The sequence below is a fragment of the Sphingobacterium sp. HSC-15S19 genome, from assembly GCF_050433745.1.
In the GTDB taxonomy this organism is placed as follows: Bacteria; Bacteroidota; Bacteroidia; order Sphingobacteriales; family Sphingobacteriaceae; genus Sphingobacterium; species Sphingobacterium siyangense.
On sequence record NZ_JBNPWQ010000007.1, the window covers coordinates 184,823 to 211,317 of the forward strand.

A 26,495-nucleotide genomic window follows, 5' to 3' on the forward strand; every position below is an offset into this window, starting at 1 on the left:
TTAAAACTCTATAATCAATGCGAAAATTTGTACTATTTTCTGTTGCTCTTGGATTGAGTTTTCCTTCTGAATCCTATTCTTTTGCAAAAAAAGAAGGTGCTTTGAATCGCGACAATTTAACAAGCGCCTTTCTGAGTTCTTCTGCAAAAAATGCGTTTCAAAATACGGTGCAAGGTACTGTAAAGGATGGAAAAGGTCCAGTCTCTGGGGTAAGCGTGTCTGTGATTGGCGGTACTGCGTCAACTAAGACTGATGCTCAGGGGCATTTTAAAATTACAGCTGCCGTGGGGAGCAAGTTGCGTTTTTCGTCTGTAGGATACGTGACGAAGGAGGTTGCCATTACTTCAGCTACGCTTGATGTAACATTAGCGGACGATAATCAAGCGTTGGACGAAGTGGTCGTTGTCGGTTACGGTACGCAGAAAAAAGGTAACCTTACTGGTGCGGTTTCATCGATCAATGTGAAGGAGAATCTACAGAGTCGTCCGATCGCCGATGTCGGCCGGGCAATTCAAGGAACGACACCAGGATTTAGTGTTACTGTACCGAGTGGTGAGGTTGGATCTGATCCTACCATGCGTATTCGTGGTGCAATATCTTCCATTCAAGGGAATAGTAGTCCATTGATCTTGGTGGATAATGTGGAAATCCCGAGTATCCAATATGTAAATCCGGATGATGTTGAGTCGATCACCGTATTAAAAGATGCTGCCTCTTCGTCCATCTATGGTGCGAAAGCTGCTTTTGGTGTCGTATTGATTAAGACGAAAACAGGTGGAAGTGCGGAAAAGGTTACCGTAAATTATTCTAATAACTTCTCATTCCAAAATCCATATAAAAAGTTGGAAATGGGACGTGTTAATGCCTTGAAATATACCATTGACGCATTAGAAAGAGTTGGCGGAACCGAAACTGGTGCTTTCTATAAAGTAAATAGAGAAAGTTATGAACGCGCAGTGGAGTGGGATAAAAAATATGGATCTTCAATCGGGAAAGATGATCCAACGGTATATGGCAGAGACTGGTATGTAGATCCGGGGTCGCCGACGAAAAAGTACGGTGTTAGAACGTATGATCCATATGATTATATGGTGCGCGAGTGGGCTCCCACACAAACACATAACTTGTCTTTAAATGGTACCATTAAGAAGACACAATATACAGCTTCATTTGGTTCGTTGAACCAAAGCGGTATGTTAAAGGCCGGCGATTCGGATAAGTTTAAACGGTATAATGCTGCATTAAGACTAAATACCGAACTGAATAAATATGTGACTATTAGGGGTGGAGTGATGTTTGCACAACGGAACAAGATCTATCCTTATGCGACAAACTCAACAACGGCCGATCCATGGTTGTACATGTATCGCTGGAGTTCCCTTTATCCAATGGGCTATGACGAAAATAACAACCCAATAAGGAGTCCATGGAGTGAAAATGAGGCGGCAAACCAAGCTTCCATGCTTCGCAATTATGTTAATTTAAGCGCTGGTGCTACAGTTAATATAATGAAGAATTGGAAAGTAGATGTAGACTATACATTTACCAATGAGGATTATAGCTGGCGTAAAAACGGGACGAGATATACAGCAGCCAATTCTTGGGTAGCAGCCAAACAACGGTTTGATGCACAAGGAAATCCAGTTTATGTCAATAAAGAAGGAGCTGTTGTCAATAAGGGAGATGCTGATGCAACTTTAGCTTATGATCTTTCCAATGATATGTATACAGCGAATGGTTCTGCGCAAGATCATATCTATATGCGTTCACAAAATGAACATAAGCATACTGTCAATGCATTTACAACGTATGAGCTCGACTTGAATGATGATCATAACTTTAAATTTATCCTTGGTTTAAATAGAGTAACAAACGATGGTTCTTTCCATTGGACACAGCGTGCTGATTTATTGGATATCACAAATCCTCAGTTTGATTTGGCTGTGGGCCAAATTACGGGTAGCGGTGGTGAGTATTGGGAATCACAATTAGGGTATTTTGGCCGTGTGAACTATGCGTATAAGAATAAGTATCTATTTGAAGGTAATATCCGTTATGATGGTTCCTCCAAGTTTCCAACAGATTTGAAATGGCGATGGTTTCCATCCTTTTCAGCAGGCTGGGTAGTTTCAGAAGAAAAATTCATGGACTGGTCAAGGGCTACATTAAATCAGTTGAAGTTTAGAGGTTCATGGGGTGTTATCGGAAATCAAACGGTACCTTCTGATCTTTATGTTTCAAACATGGATGCGGGTCAGATTAATTACATCGTCAATGGCGCATTGTTGAATTCTGTGGGCACGCCAAAACTGAATTGGCCAAACGTTACGTGGGAAGATCTGGAGACCCTGGATTTCGGTGCGGATGCCAGATTCTTCAAGAATAAATTAGGTTTGACGTTTGACTGGTATCAGAAGAAGACCAAAAATATGTTTGCTCCTTTGGAAGGAACAACACTGACCTTGGGTTCTGCGGCGCCTTGGGGTAACTTCGGTACCTTGACGACCAAAGGCTTTGAATTGGCCATCGATTTTAATCACCGATTTGAGAATGGATTGGGTATTAATTTTAGGGCTAATTTGGATGACTCTAAATCTGTTTTTAGTGGCTATACGTCATTACGCACTACCGGTGTGAATTATAATGGTCGGGTATATGGTGATATTTGGGGGTATGAGACAGACCGTCTGTACCAATACAATGATTTTGTATTGGATGGAAATAACAATCCGCAGTTGGTAAAACCAAATGCAGATATGACCAAATACTATGGAAGTACAGATAATGTCTATCTCTTGAAAGAGGGGCCGAATGGTGAAAAGCCTGTCTATCAGCCACGATTCCAAAATTCAACTAATTTCTATTTTGGTCCTGGGGATGTTAAATTCAAAGATTTGAATGGTGACGGCGAGATCGATAACGGTGACGGTACGATCGATAATCCTGGCGATATGAAGATCATTGGTAATTCGACGCCTCGTTATCAGTATGGCTTTAGATTTGGTGCCGATTGGAAAGGCTTCGATGTTTCAGCATTTTTCCAAGGTGTGGGGCAACGTAAAGTTTGGGGAGCAGGATTCTTGGCGATTCCAGGATTTAACACTTCAGATGGAGCAATGCCTGCAAGCTTTGTAAACGATTACTGGACGAAAGATAATCAAGGAGCATTCTATCCGGCTGCATTCAACAACGGCGGTAGTGCGAATGTCAATAATATGCAAGTTCAGTCCCGCTATCTGTTGGATATGTCGTATTTGAGAATTAAGAACCTAACTGTGGGGTATACAATTCCTCAGCATATCGTGCAACGAGCTAAGATAAATAACTTACGTGTTTATGTTTCGTTGGAGAATTTCTTCACTTGGGATAAGCTTCGTGGCTTACCGATTGATCCGGAAGAGGTGGGAGGCTTCTCGATTTTTAATGAAACGAATTACAACGGTGGACGTACAGGTGTTGGAACACCAACATTTAAGAGTGCCTCATTTGGTGTTCAGTTAAACTTTTAAACGAATTTGACAGATGAAATTAAATAGAATAAAAATTGGATCTATCATGCTTTCCGCCATGTTATTGGGGGTAGGCTGTAGTAAGGATGTGCTGGATAGGCCTGATCAAACTAAAGTAATCGATGAAAACTTTTGGAGAAATGAAGCTGATGTTCGTTTGTATGCAAATGATTTTTATTTAAATTATTTTGTTGGCTATAATACTTTTTATGGTACGGCCTATGCTCCCTTAGTGGGATATAACTATGCAGATGACTTTACGTCTGAAGGAACGCAAGGTGGCTTTGAGTCAGTTGTTCCGACGAGTAGAGGTGCGAGTACGGTGACACCTGATATGTTGACGACCTACTCAGGGCCGACCTGGAATTTTTACTGGGTTAGAAAGGCTAATGTGATGTTGACCAGGATTGAAACAAAGGCCAAGTCAAAATTGTCAGAGGCTGAGTATAAGCACTGGACTGCAGTAGCTCGTTTTTTTAGAGGCTACGAATATAGTAGGTTAGTTTCTGTGTTTGGTGATGTGCCTTATTTTGATGTTGAAGTTGATCCGATGGATCAGGCTACAATGTATAAGGAACGTACCAAGCGCGGGGAGGTTATGGATAAAGTCTATACAGATTTTGAGTATGTGCTTGATAATATGCGTGCTGATGACGGAAAAGGTTATGTAAATAAATATGCAGCAGCGGCACTTATTTCTAACCTCATGTTGTTTGAAGGTTCCTGGGAAAAATACCATGGCTTAGATCAAGATCGTGCGAAAAAGTATCTTGCGCTTGCGGTTAAAGCATCTGAAGTGGTCATGAACAGTGGTAAGTGGTCTTTTGGAAGTGATTTTAAGAGCCTGTTCGCATCTGAAGATCTTTCAAGCAATCCAGAGGTAATTTTCTTCAGAACTTATAATGATGCCTTGAAAGTAACGCACGCCGTAGGTTCTTACAGTAATGGTACTGAAGGGCAGAAGGGCGTTAACTTGGATTTGTTGAAATCTTTTATCTGTAACGATGGAAAGGTTTGGCAAAACTCAGCGCTCACAAATGCTTCGGACTTTTCGATGAAATCTTTGGCGAGAACGAGAGACCCACGGTTTGAAGCTTCGTTGATGGATACCGTTAATACAGCTTCATCAACATTTGCTTACGGTCATAAATTTGCTGCTAGAGAAGCCTTGACGTATATTGGAAAAACTTATCCAGCAAAATGGAGTAGTAATACAAATACAAATGATGCTCCGATTGTGCGTCTTGGTGAGGTTGTGTTGAATTGGATTGAGGCAAGGCAGATTCTTGCGGAGTTTTTTGGTGGAGCAGCTGTTACCCAAGGTGATTTGGATAAATCGATCAATGCAGTACGGAATAGACCGCTAGACGCAGATGCCATAGCTAAAGGGGTAAAGAAAACAGCACCTTTGACATTAAATTCTCTGCCGAATGATCCAAGCCGCGATGCGGATATATCGCCGTTGATGTGGGAAATCAGACGCGAACGAAGAATGGAATTTGTATATGAGTATGCGCGATTGAATGATATCCGTCGCTGGAAAAAATTGGATTATATGAACTTTTCGCGCAATGTCGATTATTCACTAGGTCCCTGGGTAAATATCAAAAAGGATCTTCCAAATCGTTTGACAAAAGCTTACGAAGGTGTTTTGAAAGTCCGTGACGCAGCAGGAAATACAATCACGTACAATGGTAAAAACGCCGATGCTATGGTGGGATATTACGTTGTTCCGAAATTTGCGAACAGGGTAAGTTTTACCGATCGGTCGTACTTGGCTCCTGTTGGACTGAATCAGATTCAACAATATGCAAATTTGGGCTATATCTTAACACAGACGCCAGGCTGGCAATAGATAGCATTGTATTAAAAGGCCTTTCTGAATTTCAGAAAGGCTTTTTAATACATAATGAATTTTGATTTACATGAAGATGCATAAAAATGCAATATCATTTCTGTTTTATGCATAAAAACGCTATTTTTAAGAAAACATTACGCATGAGGTTTCCAATTATCACCTTTTTTATTGCATTATCCTGCGTTTTTAACGTTGCGATAGCACAGCAGTCCTTCAAATTTGCCCACGTAACAGACACGCATGTCGGTGGTGCAACAGGTGAGGAGGATTTGCGACGTACTGTAAAGGACCTGAATACATTGAAAGATATTGATTTCGTTATACTTTCTGGAGATATCACCGAGTTTGGTGCTGATCATGAGTTAAAGCTTGCGAAGCGAATCTTAGATAGTTTGCAGCTGCCTTGGTATGTGATTCCGGGAAATCACGATGGCAATTGGTCAGAAAATGGAGCCAATACGTTTCGAACCGTTTTTGGTGGGGAAACCTTTTTCTTTAAGCATAAAGGCTACGCATTCATTGGAACCAATTCGGGGCCAAATATGCGTATGAGCCCTGGTCAGATTCCTCGTGAAAACCTGGTTTGGATGGATTCCATTTTTGCAGCGAATCCGGATAAACAGCTTCCATTGATCTATATTAATCATTATCCACAGGATTCATCGTTAAATAACTGGTTTGACGCACTGAAAAGAGTTAAAACGCGGAATGTCCAGTTGGCGCTTTGTGGGCATGGTCATGCCAATAAATTATACGATTGGGAAGGAATTCCGGGGGTAATGGGACGGTCTAATCTGCGTGCGAATAAAGCGGTTGGAGGGTATAATATTGTGACCATCGCTGATGGCAAAGCGAGTTATCAGGAGCGTAATCCCGGTGTCGGAATGCAGGAGAAACCTTGGGTTGTTGTCCCTCTATTTAATCATCACTATGAAAATGAAACAGTAAGCTACCCGAGACCCAGTTATGCTGTGAATGCAAAATATGCAAATCAGGTTAAAGTCAATTGGACGTTTGAAGATGCCAGCGATATCGGGGCTGGACTAGCTGTTTACAAAAATAGCGTGATTACATCAAATACCGCGGGCGATATCTTTGCGCTTGATTTAAAAACTGGCAAAAAGCTATGGGCATTTCGTACAGGTGGTAAAGTTTATTCTACTCCGGTAGTGTGGAAAGGAATTGTCGTGGCGGGATCATCGGATCATGCAATTTATGCGGTAGATGCCCGTAATGGCAAGTTGTTGTGGAAGGTACAGACTGAAAAGGCGGTTTTGGGTTCACCCTTGCTACATGATGGCGTGGCTTTTATCGGTGGCTCGGATGGTAAGTTTAGAGCGCTGGACATCAAGACGGGAGCTGTAAAGTGGAGTTTTGACCAGGTCAAAGGATTTGTATCGACGCTGCCAACGTATTATTTGGGGAATGTAATTTTTGGTTCCTGGAGCAATGGATTCTATGCTTTGGATGCCAAAACGGGTAAGCTTTCGTGGGAGTGGAATAATGGACAGGCCAATCGGATGTTTTCTGCTGCGGCATGCAATCCGGTGGGGGTAAACAATCGTGTTTTTGTAGTTGCACCGGATCGTTTTATGACAGCACTGGATGCGAAGAACGGTGCGGTCATCTGGCGGGAAAAGAAAGATACCATTCGGGTGCGCGAGTCTATGGGACTGGCTGCAGACCATAAACTGGTTTATGTGAAGACGATGGATGGGGAGCTTTTAGGTATTTCGGTTGCTGGTGATCGTATGGATGTTGCCTGGAAGTCCAAACTTAAATTGCCCTACGAATTGACACCTTCTGCAATTACATCCAATGGCAAGTTGGTCTTTGTGCCGAGTCATTCGGGTTTGCTATCTGGGGTTGACGCAAAAACAGGCGCGGTGGCATGGCAATATAAAATATCCAATGGAATGGTTAATCCTGTTGCGCTAAATGGTCGAAACACGGTGATAGCGAGTACGATGGATGGCAAAATAGTTTCATTACAGTTTTAAGCAATCGATTGAATTGATCTTTTTGAAAATAAATGCCTTGATATGATAAAAAAATGTCTAAACTTCTTAAATTTACGTCAAGCTTTTTTGCTTGTTTTTGCATGTTTTGTTTGTAACTTTGCGAAAGCACAGCAAAATGCTTGGATTAGAATAAACCAATTGGGCTATACACCGGCGGGCAAGAAGGTCGCGGTATGGGGTGGGAAATCAATCAGGCAGCTTCGTTCTTTTGAAATTAAAAACGCGCAAACGGGTAAAACAGTCTATGTGCATCCTGTCGGAAAAGATTATGGGGCTTATGGTCCTTTTGTTCAAAGCTTTCGTTTTGATTTCTCTTCTATGCAGGATACGGGACGTTTTTTTGTTCAGGCCGGAGATGTGAAGTCTCCAACATTCCGAATCGCTCGGGACGTTTATAAAGGAGCGGCAGATTTTGCACTGCGTTATATGCGGCAACAACGGACATTGTTCAACCCTTTTCTGAACGATAGCTGCCATACACACGATGGCTTTGCGCTGTATGCAGGAAAGGTTGGCATTCCCGATAGCTCCCGTATCGATGCGGGTGGCGGTTGGCATGATGCTTCTGATTATTTGCAATATGCGACAACGTCAGCAAATGCAACATTTCATCTGTTAGCGGCTTACCGCGATTTTCCAAAGGTGTTTGGTGATCTAAAGCAAGCAAATGGTCTTGATGGAAAAAATGGCCGGGCCGATGTGCTCGATGAGGCAAAATGGGGCTTGGATTGGCTGTTGAAAATGCATCCCAAGGCCAACCAAATGTACAATCAGATTGGTGATGACCGGGATCATGCCAGCATGCGGATGCCAAAGGAAGATCCTTACTATGGTCGTGGATTTGAGAGACCGGTGTATTTTATCGATGGCGAGCCACAGCAGCGTGGCAAGTTTATGAACAATACAACCGGGACAAGCTCTACTGCTGGTAAATTTAGTAGTGCTTTTCGACTGGGGGCGATGTTGTTTGACAAAGAGGATCGGAAATATGCAACGCTGCTTTCGAAGAAATCGGAAACAGCCTATGCTTATGCCAATATAAAACCAGGCGTGACACAGACAGTTTCTGTGAAATCGCCCTATATTTATGCCGAAGATAATTGGGTAGACGATATGCAGTTGGCCGCTGCAATGGGTTTTTCGATGACAAAAAAAGAAAAGTTTGCACGAGAAGCCTTACGCTTCGCCCGGCAAGAAAAGATTACACCTTGGATGGTTAGCGATACTGCTGCACATTATCAGTGGTATCCTTTTATCAATCTTGGGCATTATGAGTTGGCAAAAGGATTAAAAGGACAAGATCGCGAGGAGATTGTTTCCTATTATAAACAGGGGATTGAGCAAGTCAATCGGAGAGCTGAGAAAAACGCTTTTTTTCGGGGAGTTCCCTTTATTTGGTGTAGCAACAACTTAACGGTATCCTTTGCGATCCAATGTCTCTGGTATAAAGAATTGACGGGAGATGCACATTTTGATGAGCTAGCCCAAGCTAATTTTGACTGGTTATTCGGGGCGAACCCTTGGGGCACGAGTATGGTATATGGTCTTCCGGCTGGAGGCGATACACCTGTCGATCCGCATTCGGCGTTTACCTTTCTTGGAAAGCATCCGATCGACGGCGGATTGGTTGATGGGCCCATTATGGCATCCACGTACCGCAATCTGATTGGTATCAAGTTGAATAATCCGGATAGCTATGCGGAGTTTCAAAGTGATCTGGCGGTCTATCATGACGACTACGGAGATTATAGTACGAATGAGCCGACAATGGATGGCACCGCTTCGTTGATTTATCTGTTGGCTTCAAAGGAGGGTAAGGCAATGGAGGAGCCGACCGGAAAAAAGTAACACGGGATGTTTTTGGGGCTATTGTCCGGGGCGACTCGACAAAGCGGCAGGTGGCTCTGGTGTTTACTGGTCATGATTTATCTGAAGGTACAGCTGAGATATTGACGAGTCTAAAACATAATGGCGTTAAAGGCTCTTTTTTCCTGACAGGTGATTATCTCAGAACGCCAGATTTTGAGCCGTATGTCCGTCAGATGTTAAACGATGGTCATATGGTTTCGGGGCATTCGGATAAACATCTTCTGGTGAGTGACTGGGGGAGTAGGGATGTTCTTTTGGTGAAGCGTGACTCTTTTGTCGCTGATCTAAAGGCAAATCTGAAAGCTCTGGAACGCGTGGGCGTTCAAAGAGAGCCGCTTTCCTATTATATTCCTTCTTATGAATGGTATAATAGTGAAACAGTCGATTGGGCAAAAGTAGTTGGTCTACATTCGATTAATTATACACCAGGAATACGGACTGCGGCTGATTATACCTATCCAGAAATGGGTGCTCGTTATGTATCGTCGGCAGCGATTCTCGACAATCTCTGGTCTTACGAAACTCGATATGGGCTCAATGGATTTCTGATATTGATTCACATGGGAACCGATGATCGTCGGAAAGATAAACTGTATCATCATTTGGATGATATCATTAGCATATTAAAGGGGAAAGGGTATCAACTTGTGGATGTGCCCGATTTATTGAAATAAAGAAATACAATATATACTAATAATGGTAAATACAACGGAGAAAGATTCGAATTATCAGGATTTAGACAAGATGTCTGTGCATGAGTTATTGACAAATATCAATAATGAGGATAAATCTGTGCCACTTGCTGTAGAGCAGGCTATCCCTCAGATTGAAGCATTGGTCAAAGTGACTGTGGAGAAAATGAAGGCTGGTGGTCGAACTTTTTATATCGGCGCTGGTACAAGTGGTCGTTTGGGCGTGTTGGATGCGTCAGAATTACCTCCGACTTACGGCGTTCCATTTGAATGGATCATTGGACTGATTGCTGGTGGTGATACTGCAATTAGAAAAGCAGTCGAATTTGCAGAAGATGATCTGGAGCAAGCCTGGAAAGATATGGAAGCGTATGATATTGATGAAAACGATGTTGTTATCGGTATTGCGGCCTCAGGAACTACACCTTATGTTATTGGTGGATTAAAAACGGCAAACGAGAAAGGACTTGTGACAGGATGTATTGTCTGTAATGGGGGTTCTCCGATTGCTGAAGTAGCGCAGTATCCGATTGAAGTCATTGTTGGGCCAGAATTTGTTACTGGGTCTACGCGGATGAAATCGGGTACAGCACAGAAACTTGTTTTAAATATGTTCAGTACTGCAGTGATGATCCAATTGGGTAGGGTAAAAGGGAATAAGATGGTCGATATGCAATTGTCAAACCATAAGCTGGTCGGTCGTGGTGTACGTATCATTATGGATCAAACCGGGGCGCTGGAAGAAGAGGCTGCGGCTTTACTTGAACAATTTGGTAATGTAAGACAGGCAATTGAAGCTTATCAGGCTACCCATTGAGTATAACCTACTAAAAATCACCTATTTTAAAAACAAACTATGTCACCAGTAATATTATTATCTTTTATAATAATCTATTTTGCAGTTCTGCTTGCTGTAGCTCACTTCACGTCGAAGGGGGCTTCCGATAACTCTACTTTTTTTGTCGCAAACCGGAACTCTAAATGGTATATGGTCGCCTTTGGGATGATCGGTACCGCGCTCTCCGGTGTAACTTTTATTTCGGTTCCCGGCGCAGTCGGTGCGTCTGAATTTAGCTATTTTCAATTTGTTCTTGGGAACGCCGTTGGTTTTGTCATTATTGCCTATGTATTGCTTCCGCTCTATTATAGAATGAATTTGACTTCCATCTATACCTATTTGGAAGAACGTTTTGGGCACACCACGTACAAAACAGGTGCTGCTATTTTTTTGGTTTCCCGTACGATCGGTTCGGCATTTCGTCTTTACTTGGTGGCAATCGTATTGCAGCATTTTATTTTCGATGCCTGGAATGTGCCTTTCGCTATTACGGTCGTTATATGTTTGGTGTTAATCTGGATGTATACAAATAAGGGTGGTTTAAAGACGATCATTGTAACAGATACCCTACAGACTACCTTTTTAGTGACTGCAGTAATTCTTTCCATTTATTTTATGGCAAAAGGATTAGATTTTGGTATTGTGGATACTTTCGAGGCTGTGAAAGAAAGTAGTTACTCTAAGATCTTTTTCTGGGATGATTTTGTTGGCAGTAAAGCAAATTTTTGGAAACAATTCTTGGGAGGGATTTTTGTGACCATTGCAATGACGGGGCTTGATCAGGATCTGATGCAAAAGAACTTATCGATGGGGACCATTAAAGAAGCCCAAAAGAACATGATTACGTTTACAAGTGTTTTTGTGGTCATTAATATTTTCTTTTTAGCTGTCGGTGCTTTGCTGTATATCTATGCGGCTAAAAACGGGATTGATGTCACTCAACTGGCAACACGCGACTATTTGTATCCAGAAATTGCATTAAACCACTTGGCTATTGTTCCTGCAATCATCTTTATGATGGGATTGACGGCGGCGACTTTTGCAACCACAGATAGTGCGCTGACTGCCCTAACGACATCTTTCTGCGTAGACTTTTTAAACTTCAATAAAAAAGAAAATCCCAATGATCCAGCGCTGATCAAACAGCGTAACTATGTGCATTTTGGTTTTTCCATTGTGATGTTGTTGGTTATTTTGGTCTTTAAGCTGATCAACGATGATTCGGTCGTCAATGCAATCTTTACTGCGGCGAGTTATACGTACGGACCTTTGTTGGGTTTATTCGTTTTTGGAATATTCACAAAATATGCCGTGCGGGATAAGGCTGTGCCCTATATCTGTGTGCTTTCGCCTACCGTATTATTTTTGCTTAAAACCTATGTTATTGAGGTGTACACACCGTATGTTATCGGATTGGATTTGATCATTATAAATGGTTTTATCACGTTTGTGATGCTTTTGATCAGTTCTCCAGGTAAAGCAAGTGAAAAAGCATTGTCCCACAATTAATGTAATTTGGTTATAAAAAGTTTCTCCATTGGTGAGAAGATGTAAATACAAGTATTGATTTTGATTTGTACGTACAGAAAAATTAAGTTAAGTTTGATATACTTAGTTTTTCTGTACGTATGTATCATAGCATAAATGAGACTACGGAATTTATCCGTAGAAAAATTGGAGATTTTGCTCCAGAATTCGGTATCATCCTAGGTACTGGTTTAGGTAAATTGGTTGATGAAATTGAAGTCGAGTATCAGCTGATGTATTCCAATATACCTAATTTCCCTATTTCAACTGTTGAATTTCATTCTGGTAAGCTTATTTTTGGAAAGTTGAGCGGACGCAATGTGGTCGCTATGCAGGGAAGGTTGCATTACTATGAAGGTTATGATATGCAGCAGATTACATTTCCGATCCGGATCATGAAGGTTTTGGGGGTGCAGAAATTGTTTGTTTCCAACGCTGCGGGATCCCTGAATCCTGATGTGAAAAAAGGTGACCTTGGAATTATTGAAGATCATATCAATTTATTGCCGGATAATCCGCTTCGCGGACAAAATTTGGCTGAGTTTGGACCACGATTTCCGGATATGAGTGAGCCTTATAACCGAAAGATGATCGAGCAGGCTCTTGAAATTGCAGCCAAACATGCTATTGCTGCGCGAAAAGTTGTTTATGTTTCTTCTGCAGGTCCAAATTTGGAGACAAAAGCTGAGTATCGCTATATGCGGCTTATTGGTGGCGATGTAGTGGGCATGAGTACCGTTCCTGAAGTTATTGTCGCTAATCATATGGCTCTTCCGGTATTTGCTATTTCTGTTGTTACGGATGAGGGCTTTCATGAACAACTTAAACCTGTCTCGTTGCAGGAAATTGTCGCTGTTGCGGAGAAAGCGGAACCTAAAATGACATTAATTTTGAAAGAATTAATAGCTTTGCAATAAATTGCATCTTCATGTAACACCGGTGAGGGAGAAGGTTGTTGGATTTGTGTGGGGTGAAGTGTAATTGGTTCATTCAGGTGAATTTAGCTTTTTTGGTTTTTATATAATTTTAGATGAAGTTGATCGTACGCATACTTGCCGCATGGTGTGTTTTATTTATTTATTCCGTGGATGTTATTGCGCAGAGCAAAGAGGATTGGAGCAGTGCATTGGATTCGGCGAGAGCCAAGGAGGATGGAAAGAAGGATTCTGTTATCCTGTCTGCAAAGTATATCCGATATGCAACGTTGGATATGCTAAAAAAAGGCACTTATACACGGCAGATTGATACGTCACATCATAATTATCAATATTATAATCCGCAGAATTTACCCTGGAATCCCAGTGTGAACCTTGGAGCCTATGGGCTTGCCACACGGGATCTATTGTTCCAGCCTAAAAAGACCATTGGCTTTCAGTCTGGTTTTACAGCATTGGAACGTTATTTATTGAACCCCGATTCGGTCCAATATTTTAGGGCCCGTGCGAGGTACTCCGAATTGTCTGCGGTAGGATTCTTTTTTAATGATCAGGTTTTTAGAGCTCGGGTGGCCCAGAATATCAATTCCCAATGGAATATGAATGTCGATTTCCATTCCACCAAAACGGATGGATTTTACCTTGGACAGAATTACTCCGATTTAAAAGCTTCGGTGGCATCCTGGTATGAATCAAAAAATAATCGCTATAATTTGTTGATCAATGGGGTATTTAATCGTTTGGATGCCATGGAGAATGGTTCTATTACGGAAGATCTTCCATTTGCGCCTGGAAATAGACAATCGCCGGACCGATTTATACCAAAATTCTATGATGCGAGTAATACAAATATACCTCGGTCTAAATGGTGGGATAATTCATTTTTCCTGAGACAGTCACTTTATTTGGGGCGATTGGATACGATCGATAAAGGTAAGCCTACGATGGAGATCCGTCCAACGAATAGCATGGCACATAATACCCGCATCCGAAGGCAGACTTATAGTTTCTTCAAGAACATGGATGACCAAAATGCAGCTTTGCCATACAATAATAGGGCATTGGCGCTAAACAATGATAAGACGCTGATCACGAATGTTTCCAATGAATTTGAATATAACTTTTTTCTCAGAGGAAAGTCGGTCTTTAAGAACGAGGCAAAGTTGAATTTGGCTTTTCAGCACGATATGAACTGGGTAGAGCAGAATCAGTTGGACTCCATGCGGTATTATAATAATACTTCAGCTTATCCACAGCCGCTGAAGAAGCTGCCGGATAGCACGACATTTGATCGTTTTTATCAGAACGGGATCGTGAAAGGTGAATTAGGGTATAAGTTTTCAGATCGACTTGATTTTAGTTTAAAAGCGAATCAAATCGTATTTGGCCACAACTTTGGAGATTTCTTGTATGAAGCTAAAGCGGATATCTCGATGGGGGATAAAATCGGAAAGGTGACGTTGTCAGCTTATTCACAGAACAAATCCCCGGAGATGGTTTTCGAGAATTTGAATTATACCTACGGAAAATGGAATGATTTAGATCTTAAAAAGACGAAAATTCAGAATCTGGGTTTTCAATATGCCAATCCGATGCTTGGTTTCCATGGCAAGGTGGAGTATTTTCTGATGAACAATTATACCTATTTCGAAGAGTTGTCCAATCCACAGAACGATCCGAAGAAAGATAAATGGATTGTTCCTGCACAATTGGATAAAGCTAATTTGTTAAAGGTAACCGTTGGACAAAAATTTAAATTAAACCATTTTACCTTCGATAATCTTGTGGTCTATCAAAAGACAGATCAACAGAACACACTGGCTGTTCCGGAGCTGTATACCTGGCATAGTTTGTATTACAGTAACCTGTTTTATAAAGTTATTGATTATAGTATCGGTCTGGACGCAAAGTTCAACACACCCTATGCCAATCCGAATTATTCGATTGGGACAGGACAGTTTTACAATGCTTACAAACAGATTGAGTTTTCGACATATCCGATCATGGATTTATGGATTACAGCGAATATACAACGGGTAAATATGTTTTTGAGTTATAATTTTTTAAATCAGAACTTCTATCCGCATGGTTACTATACGGTCAGACGTTATCCGATGAATAGTGCTAATTTTAGGTTTGGTATTTCTTGGAAGTTCTATGATTAAAAATTATTTCGGTGTTTCTTAGCTTGTTGTGATATTAAAGGCATAAAATCTTATAAAATAATTTTGAGAATAGAATTTTTAAGCTATATTTGCACACGCAATTAGGGAACGGCGTTCTTTAAAAAAGTATGGAGGCTTAGCTCAGCTGGTTCAGAGCATCTGCCTTACAAGCAGAGGGTCACAGGTTCGAATCCTGTAGCCTCCACCATACAAAAGTCGGAGAATTAGCTCAGCTGGTTCAGAGCATCTGCCTTACAAGCAGAGGGTCACTGGTTCGAATCCAGTATTCTCCACCAATCCAAAACGGAGGCTTAGCTCAGCTGGTTCAGAGCATCTGCCTTACAAGCAGAGGGTCACAGGTTCGAATCCTGTAGCCTCCACAAAAGCATCATCAAATGGTGCTTTTTTTTCGTTAGGGGGTTTAGCTCAGCTGGTTTAGAGCACTACCTCGACAAGGTAGGGGTCACTGGTTCGAACCCAGTAATCCCCACGATAAAAAAAAGCGTTCTTCATGAACGCTTTTTTTTATGGGCTGAATGCGCTGTAAATTTGAAAGTCCCCGATCCGGTATTCAATCTGTCTCGGGAATCCCTCGCGTTTATTTTCTTACTATTTCCGTTTCTTACCTAGTTTAATTCCGTAACCTGTCGTCCATTCAATAAAATCAGCTTTACCGCCATGGGCTTTAATGGAAACACCGGCAAAGAAATCTTTGTATACTTTATAACGTACACCTGCTCTTAAATACACGGGCATGCTTTCGCCATTGAATTCGTTGCGATGAAGGTAGACTCCTACATTTCCGTTGATGTATAGACGTGAATTTAACACATGATCAATGTAGAATGCTGGGCCGTAAGAAAATAGGGCTGAGAATTTCCCGGCTTGATCGCCGGCAACCTTCTCATCGTTTCCGCTAGCTGAATAAAATGCATCGAACCCAGCGCCAAGCCGCCATTTGTAGCCGAAATGCCTGCTGTAGTATGCGCCTAATGTAGATTTAAAATATTGGCCATCGTGTTCGCGGTCAATCTGTTTGAAGCCAAAGGCATAGTTGAAATGGAGTTCCTCTGTTTTCTCCAGTTGTGGAATACTTGTTTTTCTGTAATCAAAAGGTTTGTTTGTTGGTGTATACGAAACAGATAGGCTCAAGGGGACGAGGTTTATCCCGGTGTTCGGTAATGCCAGGGCTCCATTGCTGAAGTGATGAAAGGCTGCGCCGGCCCCAACCTGGAAGTTTTTATTTAGACGGTAGTTGGCCTGAAGTCCAAGATCAATAAATACATTGTTTTTGCTGCCAATAAGTAGGTTGAAAGGATTGTCTTCTTCATTATAGGGGTTGAATCTGCCAGAGAGACCGAGTGCAATCCGATAGTTGAAATTCCACCTCGAGTTTACTTTTGGTCTAATGGGAATGGCGACAAAGCCATAGGCCGCGAAAGGTCGTCCGAGGTGTTCCTGACCAAAAGTACTACTGTAGATTCCGATGCCGTATATCGGATAGTTGTATATTTCATTGTAAATGCTCTTTAATGAGTCTTGAAACTGAGTTTGAAAACCGACTCTGAAATTTAGTCCACTATAGTATGAGTCAGCAAGGGTTTCTTTGGAGCGCTCATTGAATTTGAGTTCGCCCCCGCTTTCATGTTCAAGTTGAAATATAAGTCTCGTCTTGGCTGGGGTACGGCTTTGTAAAGTGTCTTTCGGATTCTCTATTCGGGGTGTGACCTGTGCAGTGGCACGAAAGGAGAGTAGTGCCAGGGCCACAAAAGCAAGTATTCTTGATCTCATGAAATAAAACGTTAGCGTTTTTTAAAATTTTTGCAAAAATAAGAATGATATATCATTGTAACAATAGTATTTAAACAGTAGCGAAATCTAGATGTAAAAAATGCCATTTTTCAGCCACATCTTGTCGGTTAGTGGCGAGAGAAACTGGGCGGCTTAACCATCAGGATCTCAAATGGGTAAATAATTATTGTTTATGTCTTTAATTGTATTGCATATAAAAAGCAATTTATCTAAGTTTGAAGTGAAAAGAAAAAGGAAATATGATTAAAAACCTATTTAGAATTACTGCTGTTACGTTTGCACTAACAACAGCAGGGGGTGCTTTGTTTGCCCAAAACACCAAATTTGATTGGAAAGAAGCATCTGAGGGGGGGTACACCTACAAGTATGTAACCAACGATCCTACACATTCACGGTTTTATAAGCTAAAAAATGGCTTAACTGTGATTTTGAGTCCGACCAAAAAAGAACCACGTATTCAAACTTACATTGCAACAAAGGCGGGGAGTAAAACAGATCCGAAAGATCACACCGGTTTGGCTCATTACCTCGAGCATATGTTGTTCAAAGGAACGGATAAATTTGGCTCTAAAGACTGGGCAAAGGAGAAACCTTTGTTAGATCAGATTGATGCGCTCTATGAGAAATACAATGGTACAACAGACGAAACCGAACGGAAAGCAATCTATAAGGAAATCGATAAAGTATCTGGAGAAGCTGCGAAATATGCTATTGCGAATGAGTATGATAAATTGATGGCATCAATGGGAGCGGAAGGTACCAATGCTTTCACTTCATTTGAGCAGACTGTTTATCAGGAGCAAATTCCTAGTAATGTAATGGATAAGTACCTTGCTGTACAGGCAGAACGGTTTAGATATCCGGTATTGCGTCTGTTCCATACTGAGCTGGAAGCTGTATATGAAGAGAAAAATATCAGCTTGGATAAAGATAATCGTAAGGCTGTGGAGTCGATGTTTTCAGCAGCGTTTCCCAATAATAATTACGGAAAGCAGACGACAATTGGTACGGTAGAGCACCTTAAAAATCCGTCTTTGAAAGCGATTCGTGAATATTTTCATACCTATTATGTCCCTAATAATATGGGGGTGATAATGTCGGGGGATTTTGATCCTACCGAGGTGGTGAAAAAGGTGGATAAGACTTTTGCTTTTATGCAGGCGAAAGAAGTTCCGGCCTATACTTTTGATGCGGAGAAACCAATTTTAACTCCTGTTGTCCGCGAGGTTAAAGGTCCGGATGCTGAATTTATGTTAATGGGATTCCGTTTTCCTGGGGCTGCGACAAAGGATGCCCGTATGCTTAATCTGATGAGTCAGATCTTGACAAATGGTTCTGCTGGTTTGATTGATCTGGATTTGGTGAAGAATCAAAAATTATTAGGTGCAGGTGCTTTTCCTTATGTGTTAAAAGACTACTCTTTGCTCCTGTTGCAGGGTAATCCTGGTCAGGGACAGAGCTTGGAAGAGGTGCAACAGCTGCTGTTGCAAGAATTGGCGAAATTGAGAAAAGGTGAATTCTCGGATGATTTGATTACAGCCATTGTCAACAACGCGAAGAAAGATGAAATCAAACAGAATGAAAGTTATGGTGACCGGGCTGAATCATTGATGGATGCCTTTACTTCGGGTCAGGATTGGGCGTCTGTTGTGGGCTATTCGGATGAATTGAATAAAATCACCAAGCAAGATGTAGTGGATTTTGCTAACAAATACTTGAATGACAATAATTATGTAGTTGTTTATAAGCGTAAGGGCGTTGATAATAATGTTGTTAAAGTTGTTAAACCTGAGATTACTCCTGTAACGGTGAATCGTGATGACCAGTCTGAGTTCTTGAAGCGGGTTGAAGCAATGCCAGAGGATAAAATCCAACCGGTATGGGTCGATTATAATAAAGATATTCAGAAAGCTACAGCGAACGGTTTACCAGTACTTGCTGTAAAGAACTCAGATAATGAGCTGTTTTCGCTGTCTTATCGTTTTGATGGTGGAAAATGGAGCAATAAGTTACTTTCATTGGCTGCGGGCTATCTTGAGTTTTTGGGTACAAAAGACAAATCCAGTGAGCAATTCAGCAAGGATTTCTATCAATTGGCTTCTGATTTTTCGGTGTCTGCAGGAAATGAGGAAACCATGGTGTCGATTTCAGGTTTGAATTCCAACTTTACGGCTACATTGAACTTGATTCAGGATTTGTTGCGTAATTGTGTTGCTGATCAGGAGGCTTTCAAAATGTATATTGCCCGTCTTAAAAAAGCGAGAGCAAATGCGAAAGAAAACAAGGGCGCGATCATGGAAGGCCTAAAATCTTATGCTAAATATGGCGCTAAAAATCCGTTTAATAATGTGTTTACAGATGCGGAATTGGATGCTTTAAAAGCGGAGGATTTGGTGAAGGCATTGCACGATTTGGCTAATATGAAACATACGATGCTTTATTTTGGCCCGTTAACTGCCTCGGAATTTGTAGCGAAAGCGAAACCTTTGAAACAAGGTGCTGGAGAGTATGTTCAGGCGAAAAAGGCGGTCGTGTTTGCAGAATTGCCAACAAGCAAGAACCAGGTCCTTTTTGCTAATTTTGATATGAAGCAGGCTGAAGTGTTTTGGTATAGAAGTTCAGGAGTATACAACAGTGCCTTAACACCAACTGTTTCATTGTTTAATAATTACTTTGGTGGCGGAATGGGAAGTATTGTCTTCCAGACTATCCGTGAATCAAAAGCATTGGCTTATTCAACTTATGCTTATTACGGACAGCCTTATAAAAAGGAAAATCACTATACTGTTGGAGCCTATGTTGGGACGCAGGCCGATAAATTTAACGATGCGATTAAAGGCATGAATGAGTTGCTGGATGTGTTGCCAGAAAGTGCTAAGGGGCTGGATATTGCTAAAGTAAGTCTGGAAAAATCAATTGCCAGTGAACGTGTATTGAATGCTTCTATCTTAGGTAGTTATCTGGCTGCACAACGTTTGGGAAATGCAACTGATATTCGTAAAGTTGTCTATGAGCAAGCGCCAAAATTAACTTATGGCGATCTAAATACTTTCCACAAGAAAGAAATGAGTCAAAAGCCGTACGTTTACTGTATTGTAGCGAAGGAAGAAAGTCTTAAGCCAGAAGATCTTGCGAAACTGGGCGAGGTTAAAAAGCTGGATCTTAAAGAGATCTTCGGCTATTAGATCCCGGATGGCTTGTCTTCAGAATTAGATTAGCGTATGAAATTAAAAAAGCCTCCGGTGTTTGCCGGAGGCTTTTTTTGTATCAGGTTTTGTGATGCCCTTTGTTTTTTTATGCTTGTTTCACGCTACAGAATCCTTGTTTCACTGTTCGTGAGTAGGATTAGTTTTAGGGTGAATTCGCTATCGTGGCTACTAAAACTAGCGTATTAAAACCGGATAATCTCCTCAATCTGTTCGTTGATAAATTGCAGCGTATCTTCTTTGAATAACTGCCCTTCATCATTCAGTTCGTTCTGAACATTGGGTAGAAAGATCTTGAGGGGAAGCACGTGCATTCTTAAGTAGTGGCATATGCCGGTCAGATGATCGATGCCGCGGAGGTTGCCATAGCGTCCCGAAGATAGTCCGACCAATGCAACTTTCTTGTGATAAAAGCTGATCGGAAAAGTGCAGCAATCGATAAAAAGCTTGAGCGCTCCTGGTATACTTCCGTTGTATTCTGGTGCGATAAAAATAAACAGATCCGCTTTACTGATCTTTTCTTGGATAGGTTCAAATGCTGTACTTCTTTTGCCATAAAGATCTGTTTCTAAAATGTTTGCTGGTAGATCTTCCAACGAAAAGATGTCACTTTCAATTGACTTACGGTCAAGTAATTGCTGGTAGCACTTTGCTATTTTTAACGTCTTACTATTGGGACGGTTTGTTCCGGATATTATTAAAATCATTGTGTTGTTGATACTTATAAAAAGCGCAGTTTCAAAGTGGATACATATCTTGATTTTTTGTATCTTAGCATCCTGAGGATATGTGCTTTCGATCAATCAAAAGTACGAAATATGCTGAATTTGTTTTGTTAATTTGAATTACGGATAAAAAATTTGGCAAATTGATCTTCAAAAAAGTGAAATGTAGTATAAAAAGACATTTTAATTAAGAAAGGTTTTCATTCAAGATGGGAAAAGTAATTGCAATCGCAAATCAAAAGGGTGGGGTCGGAAAAACCACAACGTCAATTAATTTGGCGGCTAGTTTGGCGGTTTTAGAATATAAAACATTGTTGGTCGATGCAGATCCCCAAGCAAACTCTACTTCTGGGATTGGCTTTGACCCTCGTACAATCAGCGCAAGTGTATACGAATGTTTGGTAAATGATTTGGATCCTCGTGAGGCGATTCAATCAACAGAAACACCAAATTTGGATCTTTTACCCGCTCATATTGATTTGGTTGGGGCAGAAATTGAGATGATCAATATGCACGAAAGGGAGTACAAGATGAAAAAGATCTTGGATCAGGTGAAACAGGATTATGATTTTATTATCATCGATTGTTCGCCTTCCTTAGGCTTAATTACAATCAATGCACTATCTGCTTCAGACTCAGTCATCATTCCGGTACAGTGCGAATACTTTGCCCTAGAAGGACTTGGTAAGTTGTTGAACACAATTAAAATCGTTCAAAACCGTTTAAATACAAGTTTGGAGATCGAAGGAATTTTGTTGACCATGTATGATGTTCGTTTAAGATTGTCAAATCAGGTGGTCGAGGAAGTAAAAACACATTTCACAGATTTAGTTTTTGATACGATTATTCAGCGAAATACCCGTTTGAGCGAAGCTCCAAGCTTTGGAATTTCTGTTATCATGCATGATGCGTCCTGCAAAGGGGCAATTAATTATTTGAATTTGGCACGCGAGATTTTACAGAAAAACGGGCATCTTAATGAAATGAATAAAACAGTAACCGCATAATATGGCAGCACATCAGCGTAAAACAGGACTGGGAAGAGGTTTAGGTGCGCTATTAAACGATAGTGTAGAAGTTCCTGCTAAAAGTAATCAGCAAGTGGAAGAGGCTCCTCTAGTTACATCAACTGCTGTAAAAACAACAAAAGAGAATGGCAGTATCAGCCATGTTCGTGTAGAAGAAATATCTGTCAACCCTTTTCAGCCGCGTACGGAATTTGATCCGGTTGCCTTACAGGAGTTATCGGAATCAATTATTTTACAAGGATTAATTCAGCCGATTACCGTACGTAAAATTTCGGACGGTAATTATCAGTTGATCTCCGGGGAGCGACGTCTCCGCGCTTCTCGCTTGGCCGGTATTACCGAAATCCCAGCGTATATCCGTACCGCCAACGACCAGCAGATGCTGGAAATGGCCCTGATTGAGAATATTCAGCGGGAGAACCTAAATGCGATTGAAGTAGCCTTGAGCTTTCAGCGCATGATTGAGGAATGTAATCTAAAACAGGAAGAATTGGGGGAGCGAGTCAGTAAAAACCGTTCTACTGTTACAAATTATCTCCGTTTATTAAAACTCCCACCTGTCATTCAAGCGGCAATACGTGATGGAGCATTGACCATGGGACATGCTCGTGCCTTGATTAATATTCCTGAGGTTGATAAACAGCTTTATATCTTTAAGTTGATTATTGATCAAGGTTTATCCGTTCGTAAGGCGGAGGAGTTGGTTCGTGAGTTACAAAAAGGCGGTAAGAAAAAAGCCGGGAAAGATAAAGCTCCGATGTCTTTTCAATTGCAGAAGATTGAAGATGATCTGGCTTCGAAATTTTCTTCTCGTGTCAAATTGAATCTGAAGAGTACAAAAGGAAAAGGAGCAATTGAGATTCCTTTTGAATCGGAAGATGATTTAAGTCGCATTCTTGAATTGTTAGATTGGTAATATGGCCAAGTTAATAAGCTTGATATTTGCGGTGTTTGCACTGTCGGTGGTACATGGACAGACTGTGGATACAATTCCTAAGAAACAAATAACACCCGTCAAAATAGATAGCATAAAGCAAAAATCGGTACAGGATACCGTAAAGAAGGAATCTCGGAAGGAACGTAAAAAACGGGAGAAGGAGGAGGCTAAGGCGAAAGAGAAGGTTGTATTCAAGGATTCGACACGCTTGGCTATTGAAGCAAAAAATAAACAGGCTTGGAAACGTTCTTTGGTCCTTCCAGGCTGGGGACAATATACCAACGGTGGCGTTTGGTGGATAAAAGTGCCTGCAATCTATGGTGGCTTAATAACAACCGTACTTGTTTTTGATTTTAATAACCGTTATTATAAGGAATTACTGGGGGTGTTACAGGACAAAGCTCTTGGTAAGCCTATTGATCCTTATTACATCGGAATCTCAGACCAATCTATCATCCGAGCAAAAGATAATGCGCGGCGAAATCGAGACCTCATGGTGCTACTTACGTTAGGTGTTTATGGCCTGAATGTCGCAGAGGCTTATATTGACTCGATGCTTAAATATCGCTGGAGCATTGGCGACGATAAACCCAAAAAGACTGCTTTCTTAATTGGACCTACTTTAATGGATGCGAGTCTCGCGTCGGGAACTTATTCATTTAAACCTACTGTAGGACTTAAATTAACCATGAAATTCAATTAACTTCCGTATTCCTAAGGTGGATATTTCGATTGGAAATGATTGTTGATCAGGGTTTATCTAATTTGTCTTTTAGTGAATATTGCATATACACTGCTCGTTCAGATTGATGTTTGTGGTTTTTAAACATGGGTATTTCATTGGAATTTTTTAATTTTAAAAATAAACTATACTTTTTTTTCTAAATATATGAACATCATTCTCTTGGGATATGGCAAAATGGGGCAGATTATCGAAAGATACGCACTGAAAAGAGGCCATCAAATTTTTTTAGTTGTCGATGAACATAATCGTCCTAACCTGACTGCTGATGATATCAAAGGGGCTGATGTCGCAATAGACTTTAGTGTACCTTTCGCGGCACTGGATAATATGAATCTTTGCCTTGAGGCAGGTGTACCTATTGTCGTCGGAACAACCGGTTGGTATGATCAACTGGAGGAAGTTAAGGCGAAGTGTTTGGAGGCTGATGGTTCCATTTTGTATGGATCTAACTTTTCCATCGGAGTGAATGTATTCTTCCATATCAATAGAATGTTGGCGAAGGCCTTACAGCCGTACAAACAATATGATGTCCAGGTAGAGGAGATACATCACATTCACAAACTGGATGCACCTAGTGGTACAGCAATTACGATTGCTGAGGGGATATTGGATAATAGCGATGTGAAAACCAACTGGGTGAATACGGTTATTGGTGATCAGGATGAAATTATTCCAAAACCACAGGAGCTTTTAATTGAAAGTCATCGTATCGAAGAGGTTCCGGGAACACATACGGTACTTTATAGTTCTGAGGTTGACCAAATAGAGTTTAAGCATACCGCACATAGCCGCGATGGATTTGCCTTAGGAGCTGTAGTTGCTGCTGAATGGTTGAATGGCAAAAAAGGTTTCTATCAGGTTACTGAAATTTTTGATTTTAATAAATAGTATTAATAAGTAGATTATGGGCTTAATTATATTTGCGGTTTTAACAGCAATATCGGGATATGGACTGTGGCAATTGTTTGTTAAAGCTGGCAGAAATGGCTGGGAAGCAATCGTACCTTTTTATAGCCAGTATATTCAGGCGAAATTGACAGGAAGACCTACATGGTGGGTAGTTTTATTGCTCGTACCGATTGTCAATGTCTTTGTTTTCTATAATCTTTACCTTGATTTTATCCATTGCTTTGGAAAACGCCGTTTTTGGGAGAATGCTGCTGCAGTTTTAGTACCTTTTATTGTTCTGCCAATGTGGGCAAAGGACAATAACGTACGTTTTTTGAATGGCTTATATGCTAAGAATTTAAAGGCTGCAAGCCAAGAAGGTCTTGAATTGACTGAAGAGAAGCGTGCCGAAATTGCACTCGAATCTTATAAAGAATATAAAATTAAATATCCGTACAAGAAATCGATGGTACGCGAATGGGCAGATGCCATTGTATTTGCAACCGTAGCGGCATCGCTTATTCGTGGCTTCCTGATTGAAGCTTATATGATTCCAACAGGATCTATGGAGCGTACCTTGTTGATCGGGGATTTCTTATTTGTGAGCAAGTTAAATTATGGCCCCCGTGTTCCTAATACGCCGATTGCCTTTCCTTTTGCGCATCATACGATGCCCATCACTGGCGGAAAAGCATATTCTGAATTGATTGAGCTTCCTTATAAACGTTTGCCAGGATTTCAAAAAATTGAACGTAATGATGTCGTTGTTTTCAATTTTCCTGCGGGTGACACTGTCGCGCTTGAAAACCAAAATTCAAGTTATTATGATCTTGTTCGAGTTTATGGTTGGCAGACTATCAATTCTCAGTTTACAATTCAGGCAAGACCTATCGATAAGAGGGAGAACTATATTAAACGCTGTGTTGGATTGCCTGGCGATAAGATTTTCATGAAAGATGCTAAACTCTTTGTGAACGATCAACCAGGATTTGATCCTCCAGAAAGCCAATTGGACTATCTTGTATTAACGGATGGTACCCCATTAAATATGGATAGATTACGGGAGTTGAGAATAGAAGCGGTCGGTGGCGATCAGCAGCCTGGCGTTTATCAGTTGTTCATGACAAAAGATGAACTAGCCATTGTAAAATCTTGGTCGAATGTCAAAGAAATCAGAAGGAATCCTGTTGGAGAAGGAGCTTATCCGTATGATCCACAATACAAATGGAATTTTGACAATTTTGGACCGATTTTAATCCCGAAGAAAGGATGGACAGTGGCATTAAATGCACAGACTCTGCCCATTTATGAAAGAGCTATCCGTGTTTACGAGAATAACAAGTTAGAAAAACGTTCGGATGGGATCTATATCAATGATGTGAAAGCAGACCATTATACGTTTAAAATGGATTACTTTTGGATGATGGGTGATAATCGCCATAATTCCCTGGATTCAAGGGGCTGGGGATTTGTTCCCGAAGATCATGTTGTCGGAAAGGCTTTATTTACTTGGATGAGCTGGGATGACATTGGTACAGGACTTTCGAAAATTCGCTGGAACCGTATCTTTAAAGGAATTCATTAATAATTGCAAGTTCAGCAATAGTTTTGCTATTTTGAGGGTAATAAAAAGGGCTTTCGTTTATGCAGTGCCCCCAAAAAGTTAGACACTTTCTGGGGGCATTTTTTATGAATAAGAAAAAGAAGCACAGCTTTGAATTTAAGCTGAGCTGTGTTAAA

17 protein-coding genes and 4 tRNA genes are annotated in these 26,495 nt (G+C 41.0%); 19 read left to right on the forward strand and 2 right to left on the reverse strand.

From position 1 onward, the window contains the following. The first annotated feature begins 17 nt into the window (after positions 1–17). From L1283_RS07765 to L1283_RS07825, 13 genes are all read left to right on the forward strand, one after another. Positions 18–3,509: a SusC/RagA family TonB-linked outer membrane protein gene (locus L1283_RS07765; protein ID WP_286727414.1), complete on the forward strand. Its 3,492-nt coding sequence runs from the start codon at positions 18–20 to the stop codon at positions 3,507–3,509. A gap of 13 nt (positions 3,510–3,522) precedes the next feature. Then, the gene (locus L1283_RS07770) at positions 3,523–5,364 is read left to right on the forward strand and encodes a RagB/SusD family nutrient uptake outer membrane protein (RefSeq protein WP_286802848.1); all 1,842 of its coding nucleotides are present in this window, start codon (positions 3,523–3,525) and stop codon (positions 5,362–5,364) included. A 143-nt stretch (positions 5,365–5,507) separates the two neighbouring features. Then, positions 5,508–7,367, forward strand: a complete 1,860-nt coding sequence (locus L1283_RS07775; protein WP_429625997.1) for a PQQ-binding-like beta-propeller repeat protein — start codon at positions 5,508–5,510, stop codon at positions 7,365–7,367. 42 nt (positions 7,368–7,409) lie between these two features. After that, entirely contained in the window at positions 7,410–9,236 is a 1,827-nt protein-coding gene (locus L1283_RS07780; protein ID WP_236586153.1) for a glycoside hydrolase family 9 protein, read from the forward strand. 50 nt (positions 9,237–9,286) lie between these two features. Further along, complete coding sequence (locus L1283_RS07785) at positions 9,287–9,931, forward strand: polysaccharide deacetylase family protein (protein ID WP_286734375.1); 645 nt, start codon at positions 9,287–9,289, stop codon at positions 9,929–9,931. A gap of 22 nt (positions 9,932–9,953) precedes the next feature. Then, on the forward strand, positions 9,954–10,766 hold the full coding sequence (murQ, locus tag L1283_RS07790; protein ID WP_088163216.1) for an N-acetylmuramic acid 6-phosphate etherase: 813 nt from the start codon (positions 9,954–9,956) through the stop codon (positions 10,764–10,766). 39 nt (positions 10,767–10,805) lie between these two features. After that, entirely contained in the window at positions 10,806–12,296 is a 1,491-nt protein-coding gene (locus L1283_RS07795; protein WP_088163214.1) for a sodium:solute symporter, read from the forward strand. A gap of 119 nt (positions 12,297–12,415) precedes the next feature. Continuing rightward, a complete protein-coding gene (locus L1283_RS07800; RefSeq protein ID WP_088163213.1) occupies positions 12,416–13,231 on the forward strand; it encodes a purine-nucleoside phosphorylase in 816 nt (271 codons plus the stop codon). Between the two features lie 113 nt (positions 13,232–13,344). After that, positions 13,345–15,414 (forward strand): putative porin, encoded by a 2,070-nt coding sequence (locus L1283_RS07805; protein ID WP_088163212.1) that lies wholly within the window; start codon positions 13,345–13,347, stop codon positions 15,412–15,414. A gap of 130 nt (positions 15,415–15,544) precedes the next feature. After that, positions 15,545–15,622: transfer RNA gene (locus L1283_RS07810), tRNA-Val, on the forward strand. A 10-nt stretch (positions 15,623–15,632) separates the two neighbouring features. After that, positions 15,633–15,710 (forward strand) — tRNA-Val (locus L1283_RS07815). A 9-nt stretch (positions 15,711–15,719) separates the two neighbouring features. Next, positions 15,720–15,794, forward strand: a tRNA-Val gene (locus tag L1283_RS07820). Between the two features lie 35 nt (positions 15,795–15,829). After that, positions 15,830–15,904: transfer RNA gene (locus L1283_RS07825), tRNA-Val, on the forward strand. Positions 15,905–16,023: 119 nt separating this feature from the next. Here L1283_RS07825 and L1283_RS07830 read toward each other — a convergent pair. Beyond that, entirely contained in the window at positions 16,024–17,205 is a 1,182-nt protein-coding gene (locus tag L1283_RS07830) for an acyloxyacyl hydrolase (RefSeq protein WP_088163210.1), read from the reverse strand. A gap of 260 nt (positions 17,206–17,465) precedes the next feature. Here L1283_RS07830 and L1283_RS07835 point away from each other — a divergent pair, with 260 nt between their 5' ends. Next, positions 17,466–20,411: a M16 family metallopeptidase gene (locus tag L1283_RS07835; protein WP_088163209.1), complete on the forward strand. Its 2,946-nt coding sequence runs from the start codon at positions 17,466–17,468 to the stop codon at positions 20,409–20,411. Between the two features lie 206 nt (positions 20,412–20,617). Here the strand turns inward: L1283_RS07835 and L1283_RS07840 are convergent, their stop codons facing one another. After that, positions 20,618–21,139 carry an NADPH-dependent FMN reductase gene (locus tag L1283_RS07840; protein WP_088163207.1) on the reverse strand — a complete coding sequence of 174 codons (522 nt, stop codon included), beginning with the start codon at positions 21,137–21,139 and terminating at the stop codon, positions 20,618–20,620. Between the two features lie 227 nt (positions 21,140–21,366). Here L1283_RS07840 and L1283_RS07845 point away from each other — a divergent pair, with 227 nt between their 5' ends. From L1283_RS07845 to lepB, 5 genes are all read left to right on the forward strand, one after another. Continuing rightward, positions 21,367–22,164: a ParA family protein gene (locus L1283_RS07845; protein ID WP_070561294.1), complete on the forward strand. Its 798-nt coding sequence runs from the start codon at positions 21,367–21,369 to the stop codon at positions 22,162–22,164. 1 nt (position 22,165) lies between these two features. Beyond that, positions 22,166–23,101: a ParB/RepB/Spo0J family partition protein gene (locus L1283_RS07850; RefSeq protein WP_075994480.1), complete on the forward strand. Its 936-nt coding sequence runs from the start codon at positions 22,166–22,168 to the stop codon at positions 23,099–23,101. Between the two features lies 1 nt (position 23,102). Next, the gene (locus L1283_RS07855) at positions 23,103–23,825 is read left to right on the forward strand and encodes a DUF5683 domain-containing protein (RefSeq protein WP_088163206.1); all 723 of its coding nucleotides are present in this window, start codon (positions 23,103–23,105) and stop codon (positions 23,823–23,825) included. Between the two features lie 186 nt (positions 23,826–24,011). After that, positions 24,012–24,755 carry a 4-hydroxy-tetrahydrodipicolinate reductase gene (gene dapB, locus L1283_RS07860; protein WP_075994478.1) on the forward strand — a complete coding sequence of 248 codons (744 nt, stop codon included), beginning with the start codon at positions 24,012–24,014 and terminating at the stop codon, positions 24,753–24,755. 16 nt (positions 24,756–24,771) lie between these two features. Then, complete coding sequence (lepB, locus tag L1283_RS07865) at positions 24,772–26,340, forward strand: signal peptidase I (RefSeq protein WP_088163205.1); 1,569 nt, start codon at positions 24,772–24,774, stop codon at positions 26,338–26,340. Positions 26,341–26,495 lie beyond the last annotated feature (155 nt).